This window comes from Kitasatospora sp. NPDC048715, assembly GCF_043198905.1.
Taxonomy (GTDB): domain Bacteria; phylum Actinomycetota; class Actinomycetes; order Streptomycetales; family Streptomycetaceae; genus Kitasatospora; species Kitasatospora lactacystinica.
In genome coordinates this window covers 429,782-449,856 of the sequence record NZ_JBICVH010000004.1, presented here as the reverse complement: position 1 = coordinate 449,856, position 20,075 = coordinate 429,782, and the positions used below count along the sequence as shown (strand labels likewise).

The 20,075-nt window shown below is 74.6% G+C and carries 20 protein-coding genes; 9 read left to right on the top strand and 11 right to left on the bottom strand.

The annotated features are described in order from the left end of the window. Positions 1 to 116 precede the first annotated feature (116 nt). The 4 genes from ACGFSC_RS10940 to ACGFSC_RS10925 all read left to right on the top strand — a co-directional run bounded on the left by ACGFSC_RS10940 (position 117) and on the right by ACGFSC_RS10925 (position 3,704). Positions 117 to 1,073, top strand: coding sequence for an aldo/keto reductase (locus ACGFSC_RS10940; RefSeq protein WP_359911036.1), 957 nt, complete (start codon positions 117 to 119; stop codon positions 1,071 to 1,073). Positions 1,074 to 1,213: 140 nt separating this feature from the next. Beyond that, on the top strand, positions 1,214 to 1,843 hold the full coding sequence (locus ACGFSC_RS10935; protein WP_359911039.1) for a histidine phosphatase family protein: 630 nt from the start codon (positions 1,214 to 1,216) through the stop codon (positions 1,841 to 1,843). Between the two features lie 132 nt (positions 1,844 to 1,975). Continuing rightward, a complete protein-coding gene (locus ACGFSC_RS10930; RefSeq protein WP_359911042.1) occupies positions 1,976 to 2,551 on the top strand; it encodes a TetR family transcriptional regulator in 576 nt (191 codons plus the stop codon). A gap of 97 nt (positions 2,552 to 2,648) precedes the next feature. Further along, complete coding sequence (locus ACGFSC_RS10925; protein ID WP_359911044.1) at positions 2,649 to 3,704, top strand: SDR family oxidoreductase; 1,056 nt, start codon at positions 2,649 to 2,651, stop codon at positions 3,702 to 3,704. A gap of 226 nt (positions 3,705 to 3,930) precedes the next feature. On the opposite strand, the gene ACGFSC_RS10920 is transcribed toward ACGFSC_RS10925, so the two are convergent. Further along, entirely contained in the window at positions 3,931 to 4,677 is a 747-nt protein-coding gene (locus ACGFSC_RS10920) for an HAD-IA family hydrolase (protein WP_359911047.1), read from the bottom strand. Between the two features lie 148 nt (positions 4,678 to 4,825). Here ACGFSC_RS10920 and ACGFSC_RS10915 point away from each other — a divergent pair, with 148 nt between their 5' ends. After that, on the top strand, positions 4,826 to 4,978 hold the full coding sequence (locus ACGFSC_RS10915) for a hypothetical protein (RefSeq protein ID WP_392862973.1): 153 nt from the start codon (positions 4,826 to 4,828) through the stop codon (positions 4,976 to 4,978). After that, the gene (locus ACGFSC_RS10910; RefSeq protein WP_392862971.1) at positions 4,975 to 5,265 is read left to right on the top strand and encodes a peptidoglycan-binding protein; all 291 of its coding nucleotides are present in this window, start codon (positions 4,975 to 4,977) and stop codon (positions 5,263 to 5,265) included. Before ACGFSC_RS10915 ends, ACGFSC_RS10910 begins: the two co-directional genes overlap by 4 nt. On the opposite strand, the gene ACGFSC_RS10905 is transcribed toward ACGFSC_RS10910, so the two are convergent. The 4 genes from ACGFSC_RS10905 to ACGFSC_RS10890 all read right to left on the bottom strand — a co-directional run bounded on the left by ACGFSC_RS10905 (position 5,246) and on the right by ACGFSC_RS10890 (position 7,502). Continuing rightward, a complete protein-coding gene (locus tag ACGFSC_RS10905) occupies positions 5,246 to 5,683 on the bottom strand; it encodes a hypothetical protein (protein WP_359911050.1) in 438 nt (145 codons plus the stop codon). The two genes, ACGFSC_RS10910 and ACGFSC_RS10905, sit on opposite strands and share 20 nt — an antisense overlap. Positions 5,684 to 5,988: 305 nt before the next feature. Beyond that, the gene (locus tag ACGFSC_RS10900; protein ID WP_359911053.1) at positions 5,989 to 6,594 is read right to left on the bottom strand and encodes a class I SAM-dependent methyltransferase; all 606 of its coding nucleotides are present in this window, start codon (positions 6,592 to 6,594) and stop codon (positions 5,989 to 5,991) included. After that, a complete protein-coding gene (locus tag ACGFSC_RS10895) occupies positions 6,591 to 7,100 on the bottom strand; it encodes a DUF1877 family protein (RefSeq protein WP_359911056.1) in 510 nt (169 codons plus the stop codon). Before ACGFSC_RS10895 ends, ACGFSC_RS10900 begins: the two co-directional genes overlap by 4 nt. A 171-nt stretch (positions 7,101 to 7,271) precedes the next feature. After that, on the bottom strand, positions 7,272 to 7,502 hold the full coding sequence (locus ACGFSC_RS10890) for a hypothetical protein (protein ID WP_359911059.1): 231 nt from the start codon (positions 7,500 to 7,502) through the stop codon (positions 7,272 to 7,274). Between the two features lie 271 nt (positions 7,503 to 7,773). On the opposite strand from ACGFSC_RS10890, the gene ACGFSC_RS10885 reads away from it, so the two are divergent. Then, positions 7,774 to 8,241, top strand: coding sequence for a hypothetical protein (locus ACGFSC_RS10885; protein ID WP_359911062.1), 468 nt, complete (start codon positions 7,774 to 7,776; stop codon positions 8,239 to 8,241). 89 nt (positions 8,242 to 8,330) lie between these two features. On the opposite strand, the gene ACGFSC_RS10880 is transcribed toward ACGFSC_RS10885, so the two are convergent. The 3 genes from ACGFSC_RS10880 to ACGFSC_RS10870 all read right to left on the bottom strand — a co-directional run bounded on the left by ACGFSC_RS10880 (position 8,331) and on the right by ACGFSC_RS10870 (position 13,293). Continuing rightward, positions 8,331 to 10,445: an acyltransferase family protein gene (locus ACGFSC_RS10880; protein WP_359911065.1), complete on the bottom strand. Its 2,115-nt coding sequence runs from the start codon at positions 10,443 to 10,445 to the stop codon at positions 8,331 to 8,333. A 271-nt stretch (positions 10,446 to 10,716) separates the two neighbouring features. Then, on the bottom strand, positions 10,717 to 12,456 hold the full coding sequence (locus ACGFSC_RS10875; protein ID WP_359911068.1) for a cellulose synthase catalytic subunit: 1,740 nt from the start codon (positions 12,454 to 12,456) through the stop codon (positions 10,717 to 10,719). A gap of 267 nt (positions 12,457 to 12,723) precedes the next feature. Continuing rightward, entirely contained in the window at positions 12,724 to 13,293 is a 570-nt protein-coding gene (locus tag ACGFSC_RS10870) for a GNAT family N-acetyltransferase (protein ID WP_359911071.1), read from the bottom strand. Positions 13,294 to 13,639: 346 nt separating this feature from the next. Between ACGFSC_RS10870 and ACGFSC_RS10865 the strand changes: the two genes are divergently transcribed. Beyond that, entirely contained in the window at positions 13,640 to 14,527 is an 888-nt protein-coding gene (locus tag ACGFSC_RS10865; protein ID WP_359911074.1) for a lysozyme, read from the top strand. 118 nt (positions 14,528 to 14,645) lie between these two features. Here ACGFSC_RS10865 and ACGFSC_RS10860 read toward each other — a convergent pair whose 3' ends face one another. The 3 genes from ACGFSC_RS10860 to ACGFSC_RS10850 all read right to left on the bottom strand — a co-directional run bounded on the left by ACGFSC_RS10860 (position 14,646) and on the right by ACGFSC_RS10850 (position 19,174). Further along, on the bottom strand, positions 14,646 to 16,328 hold the full coding sequence (locus ACGFSC_RS10860) for a S53 family peptidase (protein ID WP_359911077.1): 1,683 nt from the start codon (positions 16,326 to 16,328) through the stop codon (positions 14,646 to 14,648). A 253-nt stretch (positions 16,329 to 16,581) separates the two neighbouring features. Beyond that, a complete protein-coding gene (locus ACGFSC_RS10855; RefSeq protein ID WP_392862963.1) occupies positions 16,582 to 18,417 on the bottom strand; it encodes a M1 family aminopeptidase in 1,836 nt (611 codons plus the stop codon). Positions 18,418 to 18,544: 127 nt separating this feature from the next. Then, positions 18,545 to 19,174, bottom strand: a complete 630-nt coding sequence (locus tag ACGFSC_RS10850; RefSeq protein ID WP_359909230.1) for a maleylpyruvate isomerase N-terminal domain-containing protein — start codon at positions 19,172 to 19,174, stop codon at positions 18,545 to 18,547. 200 nt (positions 19,175 to 19,374) lie between these two features. Here ACGFSC_RS10850 and ACGFSC_RS10845 point away from each other — a divergent pair, with 200 nt between their 5' ends. Beyond that, positions 19,375 to 19,989: a LysE family transporter gene (locus tag ACGFSC_RS10845; RefSeq protein WP_359909233.1), complete on the top strand. Its 615-nt coding sequence runs from the start codon at positions 19,375 to 19,377 to the stop codon at positions 19,987 to 19,989. Positions 19,990 to 20,075 lie beyond the last annotated feature (86 nt).

Genomic DNA, 20,075 nt, shown 5'->3' with positions numbered 1-20,075 from the left:
CGCCGCCCGCGCGTGCAGCGCCGACCGCCCGGCCCGGTGGGCGAGCTCACCCCCGTGGATTCACACATGGTCGAATCGTTGGCGCTCAGGCCGGTGCAGCAGTGATCATCATGGGCATGACTTCGAGCGCAGTTGCGAACACCCCCGTCACCCCCGCCGCCCCCGTCACGGCCACCACCCCCGTCACGGCCGCCGCCTCCGGTACCTGGAAGCTCGGCGACCGCACCGTCCACCGGATCGGCTTCGGCACCATGCGCCTGCCCCAGACCGGCCCGGCACTCGTCCCGCACGCCGTCCCCCGCGACCGCGAGCAGGCGCTGCGGGTGCTGCGCCGCGCGGTCGAGCTGGGCGTCAACCACATCGACACCGCCGCCTTCTACTTCTCCCCGCTGCGCTCCGCCAACGAGCTGATCAACCGGGCGCTCGCGCCGTACGCCGACGACCTGGTGATCGCCACCAAGGTCGGCCCCGGCCGCGGCCTCGACGGCGAGTGGGTCGAGCACGCCCGCACCCCCGAGCGGCTGCGCGCCCAGGTGGAGCAGAACCTGCGTCAGCTCGGCCGCGACCACCTCGACCTGGTGAACCTGCGCGTCCTCGGCACCGACTCGGTCGCCGAACGCTTCGGCGCGCTGGCCGAGTTGTGCCGGGCCGGGCTGATCCGCCGGCTGGGCCTGTCCAACATCCACCCGCACCAGCTCGCCGAGGCGCAGACCATCGCGCCGGTGGTCTGCGTGCAGAACCCGTACGGCATCGGAGCCACGCCGGCGCAGGACGAGGTGCTGCGGACCTGCGGGGAGCAGGGCATCGCCTTCGTCCCCTTCTACGCGATCGCCGGGGCCGGGCGGGAGGGCGGCGCCGGCGAGGCCGAGGCCACCCAGGTCCGGGCGGTGGCCGAGGCGCGCGGGGTGAGCACCGCGCAGGTGCGGCTGGCCTGGACCCTGCACCGCGGCCCGCACGTGCTGGCCATCCCGGGCACCGGCGACGTGGCGCACCTGGAGGACAACATCGCCGCCGGGGCGCTGCGGCTGTCGGCCGAGGAGCTGGCGCTGCTGGACGAGGCCCACGCGGGCTGAGCCAGAACCGGGCACCGGCTGAGCCGGAACGGGCGCCGCCCGAGCCGGAACGGGCACGGCCCGAGCCGGAACCGGGCACGGCCCACGTCGCGTCACTCCGGGGCGAATCGATCTTCGTCCACCGTGAGGAGCCCCCGAGCATGACCGACCGCGCCACCCGCTACCTCTACCTGGCCCGCCACGGCGAGGCCGCGTCCGAAGGCGACGGCAACGGGCTCACCGCCGCCGGACGCCGACAGGCCGCCCTGCTGGGCCGGCGGCTGGCCGGCCGTCCGGTCTCGGCGCTGCACCACGGCCCGCTACCCCGGGCCGCCGAGACCGCGCGGCTGGTCGCGGAGCAGCTGACCGGCGTGCGGCCGCAGCAGTGCGAGGAGGCCGGGGACTTCGTGCCGCACGTGCCCGAGCGGGACGAACTCCCCGAGGACAGCGCCAAGTTCCTGCTGAACTACCTCTCGTCCACCACGGCGCAGGAGCGGGAGCAGGGCGCCGCGCTGGCGCGGCGGGCCGTCGAGCGGTTCACCGGGCCGGTGCCGGGCCGGGAGGAGCGGCACGAGCTGGTCGTCACCCACGCCTTCCTGGTCGGCTGGCTGGTCCGGCACGCCCTGGACGCCCCGGCCTGGCGCTGGCTCGGTGTCAACGCAGCCAACGCGGCGCTGACCGTCCTGCGCTACACCCCCGGCCGGCCGCCCGCCGTGCTGCTGCTGAACGACCAGGGCCATCTGCCGCAGGAGCTGCACTGGACCGGCTACCCTCCCCAACTCCGGTTCTGACAAGGGCCCGAGCGCCTCTCCGAGGGGCCCCCGAGGGGCCCCCGAGGGATCGCCGGACGACGGTCGGAGCACCGCCGGAGCGGCCCCGACGGCCCGTCGACAAAAATATGCAGACCGGTCTACTATCGCCGCATGGGAGTCAAGGGCGAGGAGACCCGGGCCCGGCTGATCGCCGGCACCAGGGAACTGATCGAGGCGCAGGGCTACTTCGGGACCGGACTCAACCGGATCGTGGCCGCCACCGGCGCCCCGCGCGGCTCGCTCTACTTCCACTTCCCGGGCGGCAAGGACCAGTTGGTGGCCGCCGCGCTCACCCAGGCCGGCCAGGAGGTCGAGGCGCTGCTCACGGCCCTGGCCGGCGAGGGCGCCGACACCGCCACCCTCGCCGAGCAGCTGATCGAGGCCTTCGCCGAGCGCCTGGAGCGCTCGGACTACACCAGCGGCTGCCCGATCGCCACCGTCGCCCTGGAGGTGGCCGGCACCAACGAGACCCTGCGGACGGTCTGCGCCGGGCTGTACGCGGGCTGGCAGCAGGTCCTGGCCGACCGTCTGGAGCGCGAAGGCTTCGGCCCGGCGCAGGCCGGGGCCGCCGCCGGGCAGGCGCTCGCCCTGCTGGAGGGGGCCGTCCTGCTCGCCTCCGTCCGGCGCAGCCGCGAGCCACTGGACCACGCCCGGCACGCCGTCCGGCACCTGCTCGGCAGCCGGTAGACGGAGCGCGGGCGGCGGGCCGTTCCCGCGCCGCCGCCCGCCCGTGCCCAAAAAATATGCAGACCGGTCTACTGATTCTGGATCCCTGGAGTTCACCGTGACCCACGCCCCACCGCCCCGGACCCTCGTCCTCGGCGCCACCGGCTTCCTCGGCCGCTGGCTCGTCCTCGAACTCCTCGGCCGCGGCGAGCCGGTGGCCGCCGCCGTCCGCGACACCGCCGGCGCGGACACCCTGCGCCGGTGGCTGCACGACCACGGCGCGGACGGCACCGCGCCGACCACCGTCACCGCCGACCTCACCCGCCCAGGCCTCGGGCTCTCCCCCGCGGACGACGCCCGGCTCGGCGAGGTCCGCGACGTCCACAACCTCGCCGCCCGCTACGCCTTCGGCCTCACCCGCGCCCAGGCCGAACCCGCCAACCTCCACGGCGCGCTGCACGCCCTGCACTGGTCCGCCACCCGGCCCGGGCTGCGCCGCCTGGTCCACCTCTCCGGCTACCGCGTCGGCCGCGACCCGCGGCCGCGGTACCCCCTCGACCCCTCCGCCACCGCCACCCTCTACAGCCGCCTCGGCGCCTACGAGGCCTCCAAGCACCTCGGCGACGCCGCCGTCCGGGTCACCGCACCCCGCCTCGGCGTCCCGCTCACCACCGTCAACCCCAGCAGCGTCATCGGCCACTCCCGGACCGGCGAGGCCGGCCAGTACCTGGGCCCGGCCCAGCTCGTCCGCCAGCTCCACCGCGGGCGCCTCCCCCTGCTGCCCGGCACCCGGCGCACCTTCCTCCCCGTCGTCACCGTCGACCACCTGGCCCGCTTCCTCGCCGCCGTGCCCGAGCACGACCGCGACCCGCTCGCGGCCCACACCGTCCTCGACCCCACCACCCCCTGCCTCCCCGAGCTGATCGCCCTCCTCGCCCGCCACCTCGGCGTCCGCCCGCCCCGCGCCCTGATCCCCGTCCCCCTGGTCCGCCGCCTCCCCCGCGCCCTCACCGGCGCCGACCCGGAGACCCTCACCTTCCTCTCCGAGGACCGCTACGACACCGGCTCCGCCGATCGCCTCGCCGCCGACGCCGGCCTCACCCACCCGCCCCTCGCCCCGGCCCTGACCCGCTGGGCCACCCGCCTGATCGAGGAGGGATTCGGCGCACCGTGACACCGGCGCGGGAAGTCGGCCCGGCCGACTTCCCACGCGCCACGACGCACCCACAACTCCAACAGCCATCGATGCCACGCCGATGCGCGGCCGTCACACTGTCCCGCGCACGTCCCGTCCGGTTCCGCGCAGGGGCCACGGAGGCAGGTAGGCACGGCGATCACTCGTCCGCCGGCTGTCGGCCCTCACCCGGTGCACCCGCTGCGGGCTCCGCGCCAAAGGGGCGTCAGCTTTCCATGAGAAGGATTTCCTTCAATTCGCTCAGGCTGTCGATCCGGTAAGTTGCCCGGGAGAAGTCGTCCGCCTTCGTGAACTCGTTGTGGACGACGGCGCAGTCGATGCCGGCGGCCACCGCCGAGGCCAGTCCCCTGGCTGAATCCTCCACGACCAGGGTCTCCTGCGTGGAGGCGCCGAAGCGCTTCAGCCCGGCCAGGTACGGTTCCGGGTTCGGCTTGGCGAGTTCGTAGTCCTCGCGCACAAGGACGAAGTCCATGAACTGCCTGATCCGACGCTTCTCGTGGATGATGTCGAAGTCGGCCCGCTTCGAGGTCGTCACGATGGCCATCCGGGCAAACCTCGACAGTTCGGCGAGAGTGTCGACGACGCGGTCGATCTCGATGGCCTCGGTCCGCAAGTACTCCTGGTAGTAGCCGTCACGGGCCTCGCGAACCCGGGTGAGGGTCAGGTCGTCGATGCCGGCCGCCCTGGCCTGGACCCAAGAGCCCGCCCCCAGGGCCATGTCCCGGAGGTACTGATCCTTGTCCAGCGTGAAACCGGCCTCCGCCAGGGCGCGTTCCGCGGATCTGAAATACCAGAACTCGGTGTCGACCAGGACACCGTCATGATCGAAGAGGATGAATTTCTTCACGGCATCATTCCTTTCCGGCGGCCGCGACGGACCGGTACATCCCCGCGGATCGTACCGCCACCAGCTGGCACCGATCAGCTCGAACCGTTCGTCGGACAGCTGCATTCCTGCTCCTGCCCGGATGTGCCGGGCCCTCACCCGTGCGTGACGGGACGGCCGACATCGCCGCACTGCCCGGACCGAAGCTGTCGGGCGCTGCCGAGCGTGACGCGGCCCCGAGAAGACATCTCATGTGGGCCTGCAGGCTGCTCTCGTGACGATCGTGGAGCGGCTCGTCCCGGACGAGTTGTGGGAGCTGATCCAGTTGGTGGTGCCGGAGGCGCCGACTCGGCCGCAGGGCGGTGGCCGGCGCCGCTACGGCGACCGGGAGCCGCTGGCGGCGACCGTGCTCGCTCGCCCCTCGTGACCACCCTGGGGCGCCGCCTGGTCGCGGAGGAGTGCAGCGCGTACAGCTCCGGCCCCGGCCCGCAGTGGACCGGGGCCGACCACCGGTCGTACACGAAATGGCGGCGCAGGTGCGGCTGCAGCGGCAGCGCTGCGGACGGCATCCCCGGCCAGGGGGCGGTTGCTTGCCTCCCGCTCGTGCGGGGCGGCGGTCCCAGGGTCTGGGCATGGTCCCGCCGCCCCGAGCGCCGTCGTCGGTGCCCGGGGCGGCGGTGCGTCCCGCGCCCGGTCAGGAGACCTGGACGGTGACCTTCCAGTTGATGACCCACGGCGGGCAGACCGCGCCGCGGTCCGGCACGCAGCGGCCGATCGCGGTGATGGCGGCCGTCCCGGCGGCCGTCACCGAGAAGGTGCCGTGGGAGTCGCCGTTGGCCTCGGCGCTACCCGCCGTCTGCGAGAGCAGGGCGGGCGTCGGGGTGCCCAGGGCGTACCAGTACCAGGTCACCGTGTAGTCGCGCAGCGCGAGGAGTTCCACCTGCACGGTGTCCCCCACGTGCGCCTGGACGGTCGATCCGCCGTCCGCCCGGGAGATGGTGACGGTGCCGGGCGCGGGGTCGGGGGCCGCGGCGGCCCCGGACGCCGCAGGTGCGGCGGGTGCGGCAGTCGCGGCGCTCAGTGTCAGGGCGAGGGCGGCGGCGGGCACGGCGAGCAGTCTCAGGGCGTTCACGGCACTCCCGGTACTCGGAGGATCGGCGCTCGGAGCCTCCCGTCTACCGGTCACCCGTGCCGCCTGACAACGGTCTCCGGCCACCGCCGGACGAAGCTGCGCCGAACGGACGCCCCCGCCGACCGTCGATCGCCGTAGCGACCCTCCTCCACCGCCGGGGAACACGCCCCGGGCCGACCGCGAAACGGTCCGCCGGGCCGGTACCTGCCGGCCGTACGGGACGGGGCCGAGCCACCCGAGGCGTCGGCGCACCTCACCGAGGAGGGGTCTCCCGCCCACCGCCACTGCCGACCCGGACCGAGCGGCTACGCCTCCCGTTCGAAGAGCAGCAGCGTCCAGTGGACCTCGCCCCGGCCGTGCAGGTCCGCGCGGGTGGCGCGGTGGAGGAGGCGCAGCCCGCAGTCGGCGGCGAGGGTGACGGTGGTCTCGTCCGGGAGGTCGAACATGTGGCGGCCCGGCGGGACGGGGCCGTGGCGGACGGTGAGGGCGAGCCGGCCCGCGGGGGCGAGGAGGCGGGTGAGGGCGGCCATCGCGGGTGGGCGCTCGGCGGGGGCGAGGTGCATCCAGACGGCGGTGAGCAGGACGAGGTCGTAGCTCGCGCCCTCGGCGACGAGCGCGGGCAGTTCGGGCAGCGCGTCGGCGACCCAGCGCACGTCCGAGCCGGCGTGCAACCGCTCTCCGACGGCCCGGAGTTCGGGGGTCGGCTCGGCCGCGACCACCCGGTGGCCGAGGGCGGCGAGGGCGGCGGCGTCGCGGCCGGTGCCGGCGCCGACGTCCAGGACGGACGCGGGCGGGGCCGGGTACAGGTGGTGCAGCTCGCGGTGCACCTCGGTGAAGCTCACGCTCTCGTACTGGACGGCGAGTTGCTCGGCCGCCGCGCCGTACCCGGCGGTCCCCGCGGGCGTGTTCACTCCGCCTCCCGGACGGCTACCGCGTCCCCGGCGGCGGCCGCGCGGGCGAAGAAGTCCCGCAGCTCGCGCAGGTCGTGGACGACGAGCGTCGCCCAGGCCTCGGACCACGGCGTCGGGTAGCCGAGGTGCACGGCCGTACGGGCGAGCACGCTGTTCTGCTGGCGGACGAGTTCGCCGAGCGCCGAGTCGCGCAGGAACGCGGAGGCCGCCGCGACCTGTTCGGGGCGCAGCACGGGCACGGCACCGTCCGGCAGTGCGCCGTCCGGCTGGTGCCGGCCGCCGCCGTAGACGGGCAGTCGGGCGGCCGGGTCGGGATGCAGGCCGTTCTCGGTGAGCGCGAGTTCCATCAGGACGGCGGTGCGCCGCACGCCGAGGGCGAGGCCGGCGGCGGCCAGCCGGTCGTACCGGACGTCGCGGTCGCGGGGCACGAGTTCGCCGAGTTGCTCCGGCGAGCAGGTGCCCGCGGCCCGGCCCGGCAGGCGGTGCCAGAAGTGATCCACTCTCACCCGCTCAGCGTAACGAAGGAACGGGGCCGTCACTCCTGCACCGGGCGGTTCGGGTCGCACCGCACCGCGCCACATCCGTTCAGGCCGGGACATACCGGACCCCTCCGGACCGCCCGGAACCCGCCCGGGAACCCGCCCGGCTCGCCCGACCCGTGCGTTCGGGCGGTGCGTTCAGGCTTCGCCCGGGTGCCAGGCGGGCCACTCCCAGGGACGGTCGGCCCAGTGGACCCGTTGCGGGTCGCGCGGGTCGAGGTCCGGGAAGAGCTGGTGGACGCGCGGCTCGAACTCCTCCTGTGCGAGCGGTTCCCAGCCGTGGCCCTCGAAGTGGATGAGGCGGTAGCGGCTGTCGGTCCGGAACTCGGCCACTTCGACGAGGGGTTTGGACGTGCTGTTGGTCTCCATGCCCCCCAGCATGTGGCGCGGTGGCAATCAACGCCCGTCCAGACCCCTCTTCCGGGTCATGTCCCGGCGTCGGCGCGCTCGTTGAGCACGGAAAGGTTCTGAGGGGGGCCGCTGGAAGGACGAGCACATGACTGGGCAGCCCACCGGAGGACAGTGGCAGTGGCCGCAGAACGCTTGGCAGCCGCCGCCGGTCCCGACGGATCCGCTACCGCCGTGGTCCACCGCCACGCCGCCGCCGAGGCGTCTGTCACGCAGGGCCTGGACGGCCGCGATGGTCGGGACGGGCGCCGTGCTGGCCTCCGTCCTGGTGATGTGCGGGCCGGGGGCGGGTGACGAGCTGAGCGTGGCGGCGCTGCCGGACGCCTCGCCCTCCGTCTCGGACCCGGCGGCGCAGTTGCTGCCGGTCTCCCCGTCACCGGCCGTGCCGGCACCGTCCCCGCTGCCGCCGCCCACCCCGGGCACGGTGATCGCGGTGGGCGGGCCGGGTACGACGGCGGCCGCGCCCGGGCCGGGGGCCGGTGCGACGACGGACGCCGCGCACGCCTCGGCGAGCGCGCACCCCAAGCCGGGGCACAGCCCGCACGCCCCGGCTCCGGCCCGCGGCCAGTCGGCCGCGCCCACCCCGGCGGGTGCCGGGGCGGGCGGGGGCCGGAACAGCATCTGCGACCAGGCCGAGCGGGCGGGCCACTGGCCGGCCGGGTCGGAGTCGGCCCGGCTCTGCCACAGCATCTACGGCTGAATCCGCGGCTGAGCCGAGGGCGGCCCCGGAGCCGTGGACGCGGCCGAACCGGTCGGGCCGGTCGGAACAACCGAACCGGTCGGGCCGGCCTACCCGGTGGGGCCGGTCGACGCGGTCGATCCGGTCGGCACGGCAGAACCGGCCGGTGCGCCCGGGGCTCCCGCCGTCCCCAGCAGTCCCTTGTCCAGCCGGGGCGCCAGTACCCGCGCCAGGGTGTCGGTGATGTGCCCGGTGTCCCGGTACAGCACCACGCCCTCCAGCACCGCCGGGCAGGAGGGCCCGGCGCCGGGGCAGAGCAGCGGGCCGAGGTCGAGGGTCCGCACCCCGTACCGGGCGGCGAGCCCGCCGTCCAGCACCGGGTCGGGCTCGAAGGCGGTGTCGCGGGGGAAGAAGCAGGCGTCCGAGCGCCCGTCGGAGGCGGCCAGGCAGGTCGGGATGTCCTTGCCGGGCATCGGGGTGTCGCCGAGGTAGGCGAGCGGGGCGCCGAGCGCGGTGAGCCGGTCCAGGGTGCGGGTCCAGCCCTCGGCGCGCTCCTCCTGGCTGCCGTACCGGTTGAGCCCCGCCATCAGGACCAGGCGCGGCTTGGGGCCGGAGGTCAGCCGGGTGAGGGTGTTCTCGCGCCAGCGGTCGCACTCGTCGAAGGTGCGGCCGAGCACGTTGTTGCGCACGGTGAGGGTGGCCAGCGGGCAGCCGGGCTTGACCAGGACCTCCAGGGCCCAGTGCCGCTGCTCGGCCAGGGCGAGGCCGGCGGAGATCCACTGCCCGGCGTGGGAGTCGCCGAGCAGCACGATCCGGTCGGGGCTGTCCTCGGCGCCGAAGAGGCAGCGCGGGCTGCTGTCGGCGTTGAGCGGGATCTCGCAGCCCTTGCCGGGCGGGAAGTCCTCCCGGGCCCGGGCCAGCGACGGCGTCAGGGTGAGCACCCGGGCGCCGGGGGCGAGCAGGCTCGGGCCGTCGGCGGCTCCGGCGGGGGCCGCCACGGGCCCGGCGGAGGGGTCGCCGAGAGCCCGCACGGTGCCGCCGCCGAGGGTGAGCGCGGCGATCAGCGGGATGACCAGGGCGCTGGCGCCGACCGCGAGCCCGCGCCGGGGGGCGGGGCTGCTGCCGTAGCGCAGCGGCTGTTCGACCAGCCGCAGGGTGAGCCAGGCGGGCAGCGCGGCGGCGGCGGTGAGCGCGAGCAGGGTGGTCCAGGGCAGCGGGCCGTAGCGGGCCTGGGCGATGGTCAGCACCGGCCAGTGCCAGAGGTACCAGGCGTACGAGAGCCGTCCGGCGGCGCGCAGCGGGCGGGCGGCGAGCAGCCGTCCGGCGTCGGCGGCGCCGGGGGTGCCGTGCCCGGCGAGCAGGACGGCGGCGGTGCCGAGGACGGGCAGCAGCGCGGCGGTGCCGGGGAAGGGTGTGTTGCGGTCGTACAGGAACACCGGCGTGAGCACGGCGGCGAGGCCGAGCCAACCGAGCACCCGCAGCGTCCGCACCACCGGACGGCGCTCGGCGCGGGCGGCCAGCGCCGGGCCCGCCAGCGCCGCGCAGGCGCCGGCCGCGAACTCCCAGAGCCGGCTGCCGGTGGAGAAGTAGGCGAGCGGCGCGGAGGTGGCCGTCCAGCGCAGGCAGAGCGCGAGCGAGACCCCGCCGACGGCCACCGTGGCGAGGGTGATCGCCAGGGTGCGGCGGCGCCCGTGGAGGTAGCGGGCGAGGCCGAGCAGCAGCACGCCCCAGAGCAGGTAGAACTGGTTCTCCACGCCCAGCGACCAGAAGTGCTGCAGCGGGCTGGGGTCGCGTTCGGCGGCCAGGTAGTCGGTCTGCTCGCCGACGAAGCGCCAGTTGGCGAACTGGCCGGCGGAGGCGATCAGGTCGCGGGCGAGGTCGGTGCCGCGCAGCGGGTCGAGCAGGGCGCCGCCGGCGACGGCGGTGGCGACGAGCACGGTGGCGGCGGCGGGCAGGATGCGCCGGGCGCGGCGGGCGGCGAAGTCCCACAGGCCGAGCGGGCGTCCGACGAGCAGGCCGGTGATCAGGAAGCCGGAGACGACGAAGAAGACGTCGACGCCGACGAAACCGCCGGTCAGGCCCGGGACGGCGGAGTGGAAGGCGAGGACGGAGAGCACGGCGACGCCGCGCAGCCCCTCGATGTCGGGGCGGAAGGCGGTGCGCCGGCGGGTCTGCCCGCTCTCGGCGACGGCGGCGCCCTGCGGGGCGGCGGGTTCCCGGCCCACCCGGACGACGCCGGGCAGCAGGTCGGTGGGTGTGTCGGTCGCGGCGGGCGCGGCCGGCGGCGACGAGGCCGAGGCGGATGAGGCCGAGGCTGAGGCGGATGAGGAGGACGAGGCTGAGGCGGATGGTACGGCCGTTGACACGGCGGTGCTCCTTGCAGGGCTGGCAGCGGTTTGTCGGGCCCGCCGGGCCGATGGGGCGGCCGGGCGGTGTCCGCGCCGGTGGGGCGACGCGCAAGGAAACTCGGTGGGACAGCGGTGATGTGACGGTCTGTCAGAAGATCAGCGGGTCGGCCCAGCCGGAGGCCAGCAGCCCGCACAGCAGCAGCACGGCGGTGACGGCGACGGCCTCGGCCCGTCCGAACCCGAGGTCGGAGCGGCCCGGTGCGGGCGCGGCGACCTCGCCGACGGCGGCTCCCTTGCCGCCGCCGGTACCGTTGAGCAGCGGCCGCAGCTCCCGGATCAGCGGGATCATGGTGTAGGCGGTGAGTGCGAGCAGCCCGGCGAGCGCCCAGTACGGCCGCCAGCCGTGCAGCAGCGCGGCCCGGACCAGTCCGGCGGCGCCCGCGAGGACGACGAAGCCGAGCCAGCCGACCCCGATCCGGGCGACGGCACGGGCGAGCGAGCTGCCGCCGGACACGGCGCCGGTGGGCACCCAGTCGGCGGAGCGGCGGCGCAGCGCGTGCACGATGGCGACCACGTGGCAGAGCCCGCCGAGGAGTTGGACCCGGGTGACCTCGAAGCGCCAGCGGGTGCGGGACATCGCGGGCAGCAGCACCAGGGCGACCCAGATCGGCGGCAGGAACGGCAGCACCTGCCAGGGCTGGATCTCCTCGGGCCGGAAGAACAGCATGATCAGGGCGGGCAGCGGCACGGCGAAGACGTTCACGGCGCTGGTGACGTAGCCGAGGATGCCGTTCCAGAAGCAGAGCCGGGCGGACCGCGGGAGCGGCCCCTTGCGGAAGTCCGGGTCGCGGACCAGGGCCAGGGAGCCGAGGCACCAGCGGTACTGCTGGCTGATGAAGGCGGGCAGGCCGGTGGGCGACATGCCCTTGGCGACCAGCGCGGGGACGTAGCGGGTGGCCCATCCGGCGCGGGCGAGGGCGAGGCCGGTGTAGAGGTCCTCGCTGTGGTCGATCTCGGCGAAGCCGCCGATCCGCTTCAGCGCGGCGCGGCGGTAGAGGGCGTTGGTGCCGCAGCAGACGGTGCCGTCCTGCGCGTCCCGGGAGGGCTGGATCCAGCGGTAGAAGATCTCCTGGGTGGCTCCCGCGGCGCGTTCGAGCCAGGACATGTCGGCGTCCGTGTCGAAGCACTGCGGGCTCTGCACGATGCCGACCTCGGGGTTGTCGAGGTAGGGCACCAGGTGGTGCAGGAAGTCGGGGCGGGGGCAGAAGTCGGCGTCCAGGACGGCGACGATCTCGCCGGTGCCCTCGGCCAGGCCGTGGTTGAGGTTGCCGGCCTTCTTGAACCGGCCCCGGTCGGGCCGGGCGTGGTACCGGAAGCCGTAGGACTCGGCGAGTCGGCGCACCTCGGGGCGGCCGGCGTCGTCGAGGACCAGCACGGTCAGCTCGCCGGGCCACTGGACGGCCGCGGTGTGCCGGTAGGCGTTGTCGAGGACGGCCAGTGGTTCACCGGCGGTCGGCAGCAGCAGGTCGACGCTCGGGGCCCGGTCGGGGTTCCAGGCGCGCAGCAGCAGGTCGTGGGAGTCGCGGGTGAAGCGCCGGGCGCGCTGGCCGTCGGTGAGCGAGAGCAGCCAGGTGGCCGCGTTGAGCACGGTGAGCACCAGGAAGGGCCAGAGCAGCGGCTTGCTGAGGGCGAACAGGCCGAGCGTGGCGGTGGCTCCCGCGTAGGAGAGGGTGGCGCAGAGCAGCACCCAGCGGCGCTGCGGACCGAAGTACCAGTAGAGCTCCTCGTCGTCGGGCGGGCTGGGCAGGCGGTGGTCGTCCGGGTCCGCGGGTGTCCGGCGCGGACCGGTGTCGGATGCGGGCATGGCGGTGCCATGGAGTACGGGCATGCGGAAATGGCCCCCCTGGGCAGCGGACGGAGCGTGGCCGTTCGCGCTCAGCTTCTCACATTGGCCTAGACCAATAATGAACGAGGTATGACATCTCCGCATCGCCCCAGCTCAGTGACTTGACCGTGCGTCACCTGCGGAGATCCGGTCCAGCGGAACTGAACCGGACCCCGAGCCGGAGCCGTTCCGGGGGTCGTCAACTCCCCGGCCGGTCACGGCTCCAGCACCGCCGCAGCCGTCAACTTCCGTACACGGACGTCCATTCCGTCAGGAATCCGCCTTCAAGTCCTTGACGAGGTGGGCGAACCGGAGGTCCGGCCGGAGCGGGATGCCGAAGCGCTCGTCACCGTACGGGAACGGGCTGAAATCCCCGGTGCGCCGGTAGCCGCGCCGCTCGTACCAGGCGATCAGTTCGGCGCGCTGCTCGATCACCGTCATCTCCATCGCGCCGACGCCCCACCGCTCGACGGCCAGCCGCTCCGCCTCGGCCAGCACGGCCCGGCCGATCCCGCCGCCCTGGAGACCCGGGCGCACCGAGAACATCCCGAAGTACGCCCGCTCGCCGCGCTGTTCCAGCTGGCAGCAGGCGAGCAGCTCGCCGTCCCGCTCGGCCAGCAGCACCAGGCCATCGGAGTGGCCCACGGCCTCCGTGACGGCCTCCGGATTGGTGCGCCGGCCGTCCAGCAGGTCCGCCTCGGTGGTCCAGCCGGCCCGGCTGGAGTCGCCCCGGTAGGCGGACTCGACCAGGGCGACCAGCGCCGGGACGTCGGCGGGCGTGGCGGGCCGGAACACGGGCTCCCCGTCGGGCCGGGCGGAATCGGTGGCGGTCTCGGTCATGGCTGGTCCTCTCCTCACGTGCGGGGCCGCCCGTGGTGGCCGGCCCGCGGGCATCGTGCCACAGCGCGCCGGGCGCACCCGGAGCCGCCCCGGAGCCCCTCCGGCGCCGACCGCGGCCCGTTCCCCTCCCCGGTTCCACCCCCGCTCCCCGGCCGACCGGACCGGCAGAACCGGCAACGCCGGTTGCCGGTCGCGGTGTTCCGGCACATCCGACGTGCGTTCACCATGTGAAAAAAGCTGCCTGGTGGCGGTGCCAGGTACATGGCTACTCTGCGGTACGGCCGGTCAGGCCCCGGCCGAACCGGGTCATTTCGACCCTCCCCATGCTCGGACCAGAGGAGTGCCCATGCCCCGCTCTTCCCGCTCCGCCCGCACCACCGGCACCGACAGACCGGCCCGCCGCCGTCTGCCCGCGCTCGCCGCCCTCGCCGCCGCGACCGCCCTGGTCGCCGGGGTGGCCGCCCCCGCGTACGCGGCCGAACCCGCCCCTGTCGCCCCCGTCGCCGAAGGCCGCCCCGGCTTCCACCCCGAGCAGGACTTCGCCGGCTCCACCGTCGCCGCCCGCGAGGGCCGCGGCGCCGCCGCCCCGCTCGCCTCCCTCGCCGCCACCCAGACCCCGGGGCTGGACGTCTCCAGCTACCAGGGCAACGTCAACTGGTCCTCGGTGGCCGCCAACGGCGCCAGGTTCGCCTACGTCAAGGCCACCGAGGGCACCGGCTACACCAACCCGTCCTTCGCCCAGCAGTACAACGGCTCCTACAACGCCGGGCTGGTCCGCGGCGCCTACCACTTCGCGCTGCCGAACGCCTCCTCCGGCGCCACCCAGGCCAACTACTTCGTCAGCCACGGGGGCGGCTGGTCCGCCGACGGCAAGACCCTGCCGCCCGCGCTGGACATCGAGTACAACCCCTACGGCGCCACCTGCTACGGCCTCAGCCAGAGCGCCATGGTCAGCTGGATCCGGGACTTCAGCAACACCGTGCACTCCCGCACCGGCCGCTACCCCACCATCTACACCACCACCAACTGGTGGAGCCAGTGCACCGGCAACAACGGCGGCTTCGGCACCACCAACCCGCTCTGGATAGCCCGCTACGCCTCCTCCGTCGGCACCCTGCCGAACGGCTGGGGCTACCAGACCTTCTGGCAGTTCGCCGACTCCGGCACCTTCCCCGGTGACCAGAACTACTTCAACGGCGCGGCCGACCGCCTCCGCGCCCTCGCCCTGGGCTGACGGCCGACGGCTGGCGGCCGACAGCTTGACGGCTTGACGGCTTGACCGCCGGCGCACCCGCGCCGGTGCGGGGCGCCGCAGCGCGTCCCGCACCGGCCGGTGTCGGACCGACGGGGGTTCACAGGGCCTTGAGGCCGTCCAGCAGCCGCTGGCCGCCCGGGCTGCCGAGGCCGGTGCACGGGTCCCAGCCGGGCCCGGAGGGGTACGCCCCGTTGCTGCCGACGGTGATGTCCCGCAGGACGCCGGTCGCGAAGTGCGCGTACAGCAGCGGGTTGAGGAAGCCGACCCGGTGGCCGAGCCCCTGGTTGATCCGGGCCAACAGGGCGGCCCACATCGGGGCCGACGCGCTGGTGCCGCCGACCAGGTCGACGTGCACGCCGTCCACGTTCGGGACGACCACGCCGGTGTTCCGGGAGGCGACCGCGGCCACGTCGGGCACGCCCCGGCCCTGCACGTGCGGCGGGTTCGCGGCGACCGGCATGGCGAGGCCGACCTGGTACGGGGGCACCGGGAACATCCTGCTGATGCCGCCCCCGGTCCGCGCTCCCGGTCCGTCGTCCCAGACGATCTCCTGGTCGACCGCGCCGCCCTGGACCACCAGGTGGGTGCCGCCGACGCCGAGCACGTGCGGGCTGGACGCGGGGAAGTCGGCGTGGGCGCGCTCGCCGAAGTGGACGTCCCGGGAGCCGTCGTCGCCCGAGGCGCAGCAGATGCTGATGTCCTTGGTACCGGCGCTGATGAAGACGCCGTCGACGTTGGCGACGCCCGCGGGGGTCCAACGCGGGCCCCCGTCCTCGGTGTTGCCGTAGCTGCTGGAGATCACCGTGGGCCGGTTGACGGTGTCGGTCGCGATCTGGTTGACCAGATCGGTCCAGCCCTGTTCGGTGAACTTGCTGAAGTAGACGACGATCTTCGCCCCGGGTGCGAGGGAGCCGACCACCGCGAGGTCGAGCATGATCTCGTCGGTGCTGTCGAACGGGTCCGCGGTGGCGTCGCCCGGGCCCGGGTCGTTGCCGGGGGATCCGACGTTCTGGATCACCACGTTGGTGATGTCCGGCACGGGCAGCCCCAGTGCGGTGAAGTACGTGCTCAGCGCGTCCGGCGAGTAGCCGCCGGAGGGCACACCGGGCGAGGTCTCGCCGTTGAAGGCGAGGACGGCGACGCACTGGCCGGTGCCGTCGAGACCGGCCGGGTAGGTGTACGGCTTCGCGAGCTGGTGCGGGAAGAAGACGCCCGTCGGCAGGGCCGGTACGGCCTTCGCCGTGATCGGGAGGCTGACGTCCGTCCGGTGGATCAGCAGGTTGGCGCCGATCGGCCGGTCGTCCAGGCCGAACACGCCGGTGATGACGCCGCTAAGCTCCTCGGGGACGTGGACGGCGCCCTCGCGGCCGCGGTAGACGCGGGGGTTGTCGCGGGCGTCCTGGTAGCGGTAGCGGGCCAGGGTGACCCGGAAGGCGTCCGCGACGTCCCCGGTGGTGCCGGTCAGCTGGACGCTGCGGGCCAGCGGGTTCTCGTTGGAGACGGCGAGGCGGTGCTCGGCGGCGAAGGTCTCGACGGCCTTCAGGTCGGTGTCGCGCCAGCGGTGGACGGCGGCGTACTCGTCGTCGGTGGGGACGGTCCGGCGGGTCGGCGGCTGGAGCGCCAGCTCGTACAGGTCCGGCCGCGGGGGCGCGTCGGGGTCGCGCCGCAGGTAGACGGTGACGGTCAGGGGTGCCCGTGGGTCGGCCGGTCCGATGACCCGCGCTCCGTCGAGCGGAACGCGGGAGCTGTCCGGCAGCGCCACGTAGTGGTTGGTCGACATGATCGCTCCAGCGGTCGGGTCAGCGCCGGGAGCCTCGCGACTCTTGGTCGTGTGCTTTCGACTGTCCGTGTACGGCACACGCTTATGTCGTACACGTACAGCGTCCTCCCGGCCCCCGGCGCCGTCAAGGGATGCCGAGGGGACGCCGGGAGCCGCCGGGGGACGCGACGTGGACGCGAACAGGAACGCGACAGGACGCCGACGGGCGCCGCCCCCGGCCGGAGCCGGGGGCGGCGCCACGGGCTGCCCGGGCTCAGCCGTCGATGCGGTGCTGGCTCCAGAAGGAGGTCAGGTCCACGGTGGTGGCGGCCTGGGCCGCGGCCTTGAACTCCGCGGTGGTGGAGACGCCGTTCCAGTGCGCCTGCGCGTAGTTGCGCAGCAGCGTGGTCATCGCGGTGTCGCCGATCGTCCGGCGCAGGTCGTGCAGGGCGCACTTGCCGTAGCCGTAGACGACCGTGGAGTAGCGCGAGGAGTTGGCGTCCCAGTACGCCATCGAGTTGGTGATCCTCTCCGCCGAGGAGGCCCAGGAGACGCTGTTCCAGCAGCCGTTGCCGGTCTTGCCGAGGGCGAGGTCGGTGGCGTAGTCGGTGAAGGCCTCGTCCAGCCAGGGGGCGTTGTACTCGTCGTCGCCCACGATGCCGTACCACCACTGGTGGCCGATCTCGTGGGTGAGCGCCGTGGTGCTGACCAGGTCGAGGACGAAGCCCGGGTACTCCATGCCGCCGAACCAGAAGTTGTTGTCGATCACCGCGTCCAGTTCGCCGTACGGGTAGGCGCCGAAGCGCTGGGCGTGGGCGTCGACCGCCGAGGTCGCGGTGGAGAGCATCGACTTGGAGTCGGCCGCGCTGATCCCCGCCACCGAGTAGACGTTGACCTTCACCCCGGCCGCCGAGGTGCCGGAGATCCTGGTGAACGGTCCGGCGCCCCAGGCGAAGTCGCGCACCTTGCTCGCGGTCGCCTTGGTGACGGTCCGGCCGGTCGTGCCGGGGGTGTCCACCGAGGTGCCGGTCGCGGGCACCAGCAGGCCGGTCGGGTGGTCCAGGGTGACGGTGAAGTCCGAGGCCATCGAGTAGAAGGACTCGCCGTTGTTGGTGTACGGGTCGAGGTGCCAGCCGGCCGCGTCCCGTATCGCCAGGACGGGCAGGGCGTTGCCGAGGAAGTTGTACGCGCCGTCGTGGCCGAAGCGGTCCGCGCCGCTCGGCACGGTGATGCCGAGGTCGAAGCCGACGGTGCCGCTCTGGCCCTGGGCGAGCGGGGCCGGCAGGGTGATCTTGAGCGCGGTGCAGTTCACCGTGAGCGGGGAGGGCGTGCCGCCGGTCACGTTGGTGACCGTGATCGGGGTGCTGGGGCAGCTGCCGTGGGCGTTGTCCCACAGCCGCAGGTACACCTCGTTCAGCGCGGTGGGCGAGGCGTTGCTGAAGGTCACGCTCTCGTGTCCGGTCCAACTGCCGCCGGAGGCGTCACTGCTGAGGTCGACGGTGTACGCCGGCGCGGCCGGGGTGCGGGTCGGGTCGCCGGGCTGGGGGGTGGTCCCGCCGCCGGAGACGTCCAGGGTGACGTCGTCCAGCACGAAGCTGGTCTGCAGGCTGGCGTCCTCGACGCCGGTGAAGGCGAGCGTCGCGGTCTGGCCGGCGAAGGCGGAGACGTCGACGGTCTTGTGCACGTACCCGCTCAGGGCGTCCAGGTTGGAGTACGTGGCCACCGTGGTGGAGCCGAGTTTGACGGCGAGCTTGTCGTAGGCCGTGCCGGCGGTCGTCTCGGCGGTGTCGACGTGCAGCCAGAAGCCGAGCGTCGCGGTGCCGCACCCGGCGGGGAGGGTGACGGACTGCGAGAGGGTGTCGGTGTGGCTGGAGCCATAGCCGTCGAGCCAGGCGTAGGAGCTGCCGGAGTGCGCGCTCTGGCCGCTGTCGGCGGTGATCGCGCCGCTCGGCGCTGTCCAGGACGAACTGCCGGACTCGAAGCCGCCGTTGGCCACGACCTGGGCGGGTGTGCAGTCCGCGGCGCTCGCCACGGTGGGGGTGGCGAGCGCCGCGAGGCCGGTCGCCGCGAACAGCGCGGCGCCGGTCAGGGCAGGCAGGAGTCTTTTCATCGGAGCCTCTCGTGGGGATCGGGCCGGGAGCAGCAGAGTGACAGCAAACCCGCACCTTTGAAAGGCTCATGACATGAGACGCATACGCCTCACCGTCGGCCGGCCCCTCGGGGACCGGCCCGGCGCCCTACCGGACCACCGGCAGCACCGCCGCCGCGCCGCGGCCGGTCGCCGCCTCGATGAAGTCCACCGGGTCGGCGACCCGCGCCAGCAGCGCACGGGTGAAGTCCAGCGCCCCCTCGGCGGGCGGCGGGCCGCCGACGGCCGCGATCAGGTCGAGCAGGTGGACGGTCGCCTCCATCAGCGCCACCTCGCCGAGCGCGCCGACCGTCACGCTGCCGAGCAACGGGTGCGCCACCGCGGTGCCCGGCGGAAGGTCCGCGAGGCCGTCCAGCGCGGCCGGCCCCTCGACGCCGAACCGGGCGATCAGCACGGCGGGTTCGGCCACCTCGGCGACCTGCTTCGCCGCCTCGGCGACCTGGTCGGCGGCGGTGTGGGCGATGCCGCCGGGCCGGTTGTAGACACGCAGGATGCCGGCCCCGTCCACCACCTCGGGCCGCCCGTCCAGGACGGCCGCGCGCAGCCCGGTGAACATCTCCGGCACCGGCGCCACGTGCGCGTACAACTCCCGTACGGTCCACCCGGGCAGCCGGGTGGACCGCTCCCAGTCCTCGGCGGCCAGGGACGCGCCCCGCTCCGCCCAGGACACCCAGGCCTCCGCCAACAGCGCTCGCACCGGGTCGTTCTGACTGCTCATCGGCTCTCCTCAGGACGGTGATCACGGGGCTCCCCACGCTATCCCGGGCTCCCGGAAAACCGTTTGCCGCCCCCTCCCCCGAGCCGTCACCATCGGCCCATGACCGACTCCGCCGCCCGCCCGCTGCCCGCGCCCGCCGCCCACCCGGCCCCGGGCCGACAGCAGCCCGGCCGTCCCCGGAGGCCCGACGCCGCCCGCCCATGAGGGCCGCGCTGGTCGCCGGGCTGCTCGCCGGGCTCGGCGTGGCCGTCCCGGTGGGGGCCGTCGGGGCCTACCTGGTGTCGCTCACCGCGCGCACCTCGCTGCGCACCGGCGCCTGCGCCGCGCTCGGGGTGGCCACCGCGGACGGGCTCTACGCGCTGCTCGCCGCGGCCGGCGGCACCGGCCTCGCGCCGCTGCTCGAACCGGTCGCCCGGCCGCTGCGGATCGTCTCCGCCCTGGTGCTGCTGGCCCTGGCCGCCCGGACGGCCTTCACCGCGGTGCGCGGCCGTCCCGGCACCACCGCCGGACCGCGGGCCGCGCCGCCCACCCCCGCCCGGGCCTTCCTCGCCCTGCTGGGCATCACCCTGCTGAACCCGCTCACCGTGCTCTACTTCGCCGCCCTGGTGCTCGGCGGCGGCAGCCAGGAGGGCGCGCCGGCCCGGGCCGCCTTCACCGTCGGCGCCTTCACGGCCTCCGCCTGCTGGCAGCTGCTGCTGGCCTCCGGCGGCGCACTGCTCGGCCGGGCGCTGACCGGCCCGCGCGGCCGGCTGCTCACCGCGCTCGGCTCGGCCGCCCTCGTCGCCGCCCTCGCCGTCCGGCTGCTGCTCGACTGAGTCCCGGGGCTGAATCCGGCGCTGAGACCGGAGCTGAAACCGGGGCTGAATCCGGGGTGCGGGTCCCGGGGCGGCGGCCGGCACCC

Excerpts from the sequence above, each read along its gene's own strand:
- ACGFSC_RS10940 (WP_359911036.1), top strand. The coding sequence starts at position 117 with ATGACTTCGAGCGCAGTTGCGAACACCCCCGTCACCCCCGCCGCCCCC.
- ACGFSC_RS10935 (WP_359911039.1), top strand. The coding sequence starts at position 1,214 with ATGACCGACCGCGCCACCCGCTACCTCTACCTGGCCCGCCACGGCGAG.
- ACGFSC_RS10930 (WP_359911042.1), top strand. The coding sequence starts at position 1,976 with ATGGGAGTCAAGGGCGAGGAGACCCGGGCCCGGCTGATCGCCGGCACC.
- ACGFSC_RS10920 (WP_359911047.1), bottom strand. The coding sequence starts at position 4,677 with ATGCAGCTGTCCGACGAACGGTTCGAGCTGATCGGTGCCAGCTGGTGG.
- ACGFSC_RS10890 (WP_359911059.1), bottom strand. The coding sequence starts at position 7,502 with ATGGAGACCAACAGCACGTCCAAACCCCTCGTCGAAGTGGCCGAGTTC.
- ACGFSC_RS10885 (WP_359911062.1), top strand. The coding sequence starts at position 7,774 with ATGGTCGGGACGGGCGCCGTGCTGGCCTCCGTCCTGGTGATGTGCGGG.
- ACGFSC_RS10875 (WP_359911068.1), bottom strand. The coding sequence starts at position 12,456 with ATGCCCGTACTCCATGGCACCGCCATGCCCGCATCCGACACCGGTCCG.
- ACGFSC_RS10870 (WP_359911071.1), bottom strand. The coding sequence starts at position 13,293 with ATGACCGAGACCGCCACCGATTCCGCCCGGCCCGACGGGGAGCCCGTG.
- ACGFSC_RS10865 (WP_359911074.1), top strand. The coding sequence starts at position 13,640 with ATGCCCCGCTCTTCCCGCTCCGCCCGCACCACCGGCACCGACAGACCG.
- ACGFSC_RS10860 (WP_359911077.1), bottom strand. The coding sequence starts at position 16,328 with ATGTCGACCAACCACTACGTGGCGCTGCCGGACAGCTCCCGCGTTCCG.
- ACGFSC_RS10855 (WP_392862963.1), bottom strand. The coding sequence starts at position 18,417 with ATGAAAAGACTCCTGCCTGCCCTGACCGGCGCCGCGCTGTTCGCGGCG.
- ACGFSC_RS10850 (WP_359909230.1), bottom strand. The coding sequence starts at position 19,174 with ATGAGCAGTCAGAACGACCCGGTGCGAGCGCTGTTGGCGGAGGCCTGG.
- ACGFSC_RS10845 (WP_359909233.1), top strand. The coding sequence starts at position 19,375 with ATGAGGGCCGCGCTGGTCGCCGGGCTGCTCGCCGGGCTCGGCGTGGCC.